Origin of the sequence: Pontibacter locisalis, assembly GCF_042684605.1 — a bacterium.
In the GTDB taxonomy this organism is placed as follows: Bacteria; Bacteroidota; Bacteroidia; order Cytophagales; family Hymenobacteraceae; genus Pontibacter; species Pontibacter locisalis.
In genome coordinates this window covers 1-5,366 of the sequence record NZ_JBHULU010000022.1, presented here as the reverse complement: position 1 = coordinate 5,366, position 5,366 = coordinate 1, and the positions used below count along the sequence as shown (strand labels likewise).

Genomic DNA, 5,366 nt, shown 5'->3' with positions numbered 1-5,366 from the left:
CCAAATCGAATGGAGCGGCTTTTTTTGGTTCGACAAATATCCCCTTCGGTTAGATTTATCGAACTTTCTATAAATTAGAGAGCCTTAGCTCTGTTGGAAATCTCACTCTCATCTCTTACCAACTCCTACTATCTTGGTAGAAATCACCCATTGATTCAATCAACTGATCTCCACCTAGACCAAAAAATCAGTTCTCACACTACTTCTTTGGCTTTTTTGATTTGTTGGACTTCTAAATCCAGCCTGTATAATATAAAAAAATAAAACTCCAGGCTACCCGTCACCAGATAGCCTCTTAAATATATCTTTTTCTGAGTTTTACCGCTTGACAAGCTTAGTAGTATGTATATCTTTATCCTTAACTAGCTGCAACACATATATGCCTGCAGGAGCTGAAGCAAGGTAGTCGTTTAATTTGATGGTTATTGCGTCGAGGCTACCTGTGGCTGAAATTAGTTTCCTGCCATTCAGGTCCGCCAGCTGTAAAATAATCTCCCTGTTAACGGCCAAATCTGCTGCTATAGTTACGGGTCCTGAAGTTGGATTAGGATAAATACTGATTTGCTGCTTCTGGACATCAGCTATACTGGTTACAACTGCAGGTTTTACCGTTATGGTGAAGTTCTGGTCTGCTATTGCTGCACCGTCACTTACCTTGAGCCTTACCTGATGGGTACCTACATGATCTGCTGCTGGTGTGCCGCTCAAAACCTGGGTGGATACATCGAAACTTAACCAGGAAGGCAGGATCTCTGCTGTATAGGCAAGGGTATTGGCAGGCATATCCTCGTCCGTAACCAGCAGCTGATAGGAATAAAGGCTATTTACAGTTACCTCTTCCTGTGGAACAGATGTTACTGCAGGAGCTACATTCACTTCATTAACCGTTACGGTGATCTCTTCTTCAGCGAATAGAGCAGGGGTGCCGCTGTCTGTTACTCTTACTCTGAATGTAAACGCACCAGGTCCCTGGGCTTCTGTAGGTGTCCAGCTGAAGGCACCGCTTAAGGGATTAATGCTGGCTCCGGCAGGTGCATTCTCGAGCGAGTAGGTCAGGGTGTTGGCAGGAAGGTCAGCATCAGCAGCTGATACTATGAAGTTTAGTTCTGCTTGTTCACTGATAGTCTTGCTGCCTACAGAAGCAAGAACAGGCACTTTGTTAACTTCAGTGACTCTAATCTCGATCTCCTCCTCATCAGACAGGGCTGGTATGCCGTTGTCTGTTACCCTTATGATTACTCTGTAGGTATTGGGACCCTGAGCTTCCGTTGGAGTCCAGGAGAATACTCCACCTGCTGTAATTGTAGCCCCTGCAGGGAAGATGCCCGTAGAAGGATCATGTAAGCTGTAAGTCAGTTCATCGGCTGGAATATCGGTGTCAGCAGAAGTTGCAGTGAATGTCAAAGTGTTGAGCTCTTCAATTACTTTATTGCCTATTTCATCTAACACAGGAGCCGTGTTGAAGCTAAAGTTATGCAGATCTCTAAAAGCAAACAGATCCTGACCGGCTCCGTCATTAGCAATAAAATACAAAGCATTATTATCACGTACAAATCCACTTGGTGCCGAAGAAGCCGTACCTGTATTAATATCTTTAACCAACCTGTACCTACCTGTTAATCCATTAAGCATAAATAATTCATTGCCATAGCTATTACTATTGGCCCTGAACAAGAGGTGTTCTCCAATCTTTTCTATACTATTTACATTAATATTGGTAAAGGTTGTATTGTCCAGATTCATTATTTTAAATGTCCCTTCTTCAGACCCATCAGATTTCCACAGTTCCTGTACTCCCTCTACAGTTACTGTAAAGTAAAGAATGTTTCCGTTGTGGGTCAGGAAGACCGGGTTAGAACCAGTGCTACCAGTGGCAATATCCTTTACCATAACAGTTCCTGTTAGCGTACCGTCAGATTTCCATAGCTCTGCACCTGTACTTCCATTATTACCCGAAAAGTAGATTAGGTTATTTACAGTTGACTTGTAAATAGAATTCACTCCGTTGCCCACACCAGGGTTTACATCTTTCAATAATGTTGTCCCTGCTGGTGTGCCATTGGACTTATATAATTCATAACCATTTACCGGATCATTTGCCCTGTAAACAATATCTGTATTGAACACGACTGGGTTTGAATAAAAACTACTGCCTGTACCGGGAGTTAAATCCTTCAGAAGCAATGTTCCGGCTGCTGTTCCGTTTGTCACCCACAGTTCTGAACCATTTGTTGGATCACTGGCTGTAAAATAAAAAAATCCATTATTGCTGATAAATCCATTCGTGCTACTGCCTGCAGTGCCAGGGTTTATGTCTCTAAGCAGGTAAGTACCAGCCGATGTTCCGTCAGTACGCCAAACTTCCTCGCCATGGGTATCGGTAGCAGCTTTGAATATCAGGGTATTATTATTCAGCTGGCCAAAAGGAAAGGGATTAGAACTATTAACGCCCGTATTGAGATCTTTTAGCAAAGTTGTTCCAATGCTAGTGCCGTCTGTTACCCACAGCTCATTCCCGATTGAGGAATTACCTGCTGAAAACACAACTTTTGTCCCAGCTTTGCGGAAATTAGAGGGAGTAGAAGCTCCGGTACCCGCAGCAAGGTCTTTCAGCATAAAAGTACCAGCTGTAGAGCCGTCTGAAACATATGGCTCACTTCCATGGACTGGGTTTTGAACTGAAAAATATATTTTATTATCAATCTCTGTCCAGTTTCCTATACTATTGTCAGGGCCATTATCAAATATCAAAGTTCCGTCATCAGCTGATCCATTGCTTATCCAAATCTGATGTGCCGGGGCATTGGACTGGCGACGAGCTGTAACAATCAATTTCCCATTAATCATTTTCAGATCATTACTGAAGACAGTTGTTTTAGCTGCTGCTCCCAGACCTCTTTCAAATGCTACCTTTGCAGTGGGACGAAGGGTCCAGAGCTCATTGCCATTTACTCTGTTAGAGGCGCTGAAATAGAGGTTGTTACCATAGTTTGTCAATTTGCTTCTTATACTGTTTGTAGTGTTGTTTGACCCGCCACTATGATACAGAAGTGAGGTAGCAGTATTCCCGCTAACTTCTGTCAGCGTGTGGCTATAACTATAGTAGCTCCATGAAGAGTATGAATAGTTAGCCACAAAATAGAACTTATTGCCGATTGTAACACCTTCGTCAACAGCCAGGGACATATCAGATGAATATGAGCCTATCTCACTTACAGTAGCTCCATTGAAGCTCTTTAATTGCCTGCCCCTGGATGTACACGAGTTGTTAAAACCACAGCTATAAGAGTAGCTCCAGTTCAAAGCAAAATAGACCACTCCGTTGCAAAGCTTAAATGAAGAAGTAGAATAGCCTGAATTCCTTGAAGCTAATACCACTGCCTTAGTTGTACTGCCACTCGTACCTGTTGTTCTCCACAGGCCAAAGTCTGTTCCGTTGTATGCAGTAAAGTAAAGTTGATTATTATAAACTGTTAATTTATTTGGGCTGGAGCTTGCACTACCTGGAGAAATATCATTTAACAGAATTGTGGTTGCAGCCGTACCGTCTGACTGGTAAAGCTCTCTTCCGTTTAGAGATGTGGATGCTGTAAAATACAGCTTGTTGTTATATACAGTAAGCTCAAGCGGAGAAGAGCCTCCTGCTCCACTCTCAATATCTTTGACCAATGAGATGTTTGTTCCATCTGTGCGCCATAGTTCTTGTCCTGTTGCTCCGTTATCTCCACTAAAATACAGGTATCCATTGAAGGCAACTGGCTGGTTAAGATTTAGACCATTTCCAGCTGTGTTAAGGTCCGATACTATATTGAGATTTGTTCCACCATACTTCCACAACTCATAGCCATAACCATCTGCATTACTAATAAAGTATAAACTGCCGCCAAAAGAAATCATTCCGTAAGCGTAGGTTCCGGCTCCGTTATTTGTCAAGGTACCAATAGCGACGGTTCCCAGTGTTGTGCCGTCAGATTTCCAAAGCTCCAGGCTCGTCCCATTTGGTACTGTAAAGTAGAGTAATCCACCGTGTGTGGTATAATTAGAAGGAGAACCTGGAAAAGTGGCTAGTAAGCTGGTACCAGCCTCTGTACCATCAGACTTCAGAAGATCATTTCCATGTTTGTAGATCATACTGTTATTATAGACAGCTATGTTTCCATCAAAAAATGCTCCCGGACTTAAGTCCGTTTGCTCTGGAAAAGCAAACACTTTGGTTACCTCCTGCGCAAAAGCTGCTTTCTGAAAAAACAGAAAAGTAAGTAACAGTAAAAGTCGTAAAACTCTTTTCATTTTGAATATATTAGGAATTTAATGCTTTCAGTTTTTTACAAAAAAATCTCTTTTGGAAGTCGCTAGTATCACCTATAGGTCAAAACAAGTAAAAACAAAAGAATTCGTTGGTTAATGAAGTATGATGGCTAGTCCACCATCGCCACTGAGTCTGGCTGTACCGTTTCTTGCCACAGCAGTGACGACACCGTCTTTGCTGATTTTCATCACCTTGTCCCCGTACCGCTCTGAGACATAGATGTTGCCATGCACATCCATTGCTATACCGGAAGGTGTGTCTAAGCTAAATTTGGTAGGGGATTACCATCTCCTGTTTCGCCAGCGAAAGCGTTAATAAATTGCGTATTGACAGGGTAGGTAGAAGTAACTAAAAGCAACAGAGTCAGCCATACTTGCATTGATCTAGTATGGTCCCTTGTTGCAACCTTTCTCATTCGGGAAGATGCAACTGTAAAGACTTTCATAAGGGTAGGTTTGGTAGAGGTTAAACTATAGTGAAAATTTTAGTTGAACAAGTAGTTTGACTTCATTTGTCAATAAAGTTGCCTACTCAAAACCTAGACTCCAAGAATTGTCTCAGGATAAACAGTAAGCAGATGAAAGTACTTTATTAGCTTATTTAACACTAGTATCCTAAAGAGTTTAAATGTTAAGCATGCAAATGTACTGCTTACTTTTAAACCCGGAAATACCTATTTATGAGTATTCTACTCTTACTATGTTAGCTCATCTGTATACATTCTAGTAAAGCAGCCAAATCCCTGTGGAAATGGTTCGATAATTCTATCCTTCGGTCTACCACAATATAAAAGCCGCTCCACGTTAAATGGAGCGGCTTTTTTGGTTCGATAATTCTTCCCCTTTGATTTTGGTATTAACTCCTACTTTAGAAGATGGAGTGAATAGTATACCACGGTACAACTTCCAGTTTCAGTTTTCTAAAATGACTTATTCACTGCGCCTTTAGCTGATGCTCATACCTCACATAATCGCTAAACTGACTTTTCTTACATACCCGGCGTGGTAAAAGTCGCTGTTGGCAGCCAGAAGCCTTTAACCCGCCTCTTGGGACAAGG

The 5,366-nt window shown here is 42.0% G+C and carries 2 protein-coding genes; both read right to left on the bottom strand.

Annotated features, from left to right (window positions below; translation table 11 throughout):
- Positions 1-318: 318 nt before the first annotated feature.
- Positions 319-4,290, bottom strand: a complete 3,972-nt coding sequence (locus tag ACFSRY_RS18045; RefSeq protein WP_377511261.1) for an ELWxxDGT repeat protein — start codon at positions 4,288-4,290, stop codon at positions 319-321.
- 111 nt (positions 4,291-4,401) lie between these two features.
- Positions 4,402-4,548, bottom strand: a complete 147-nt coding sequence (locus ACFSRY_RS18040; protein ID WP_377511258.1) for a hypothetical protein — start codon at positions 4,546-4,548, stop codon at positions 4,402-4,404.
- Positions 4,549-5,366: the final 818 nt, after the last annotated feature.

Excerpts from the sequence above, each read along its gene's own strand:
- ACFSRY_RS18045 (WP_377511261.1), bottom strand. The coding sequence starts at position 4,290 with ATGAAAAGAGTTTTACGACTTTTACTGTTACTTACTTTTCTGTTTTTT.
- ACFSRY_RS18040 (WP_377511258.1), bottom strand. The coding sequence starts at position 4,548 with ATGGATGTGCATGGCAACATCTATGTCTCAGAGCGGTACGGGGACAAG.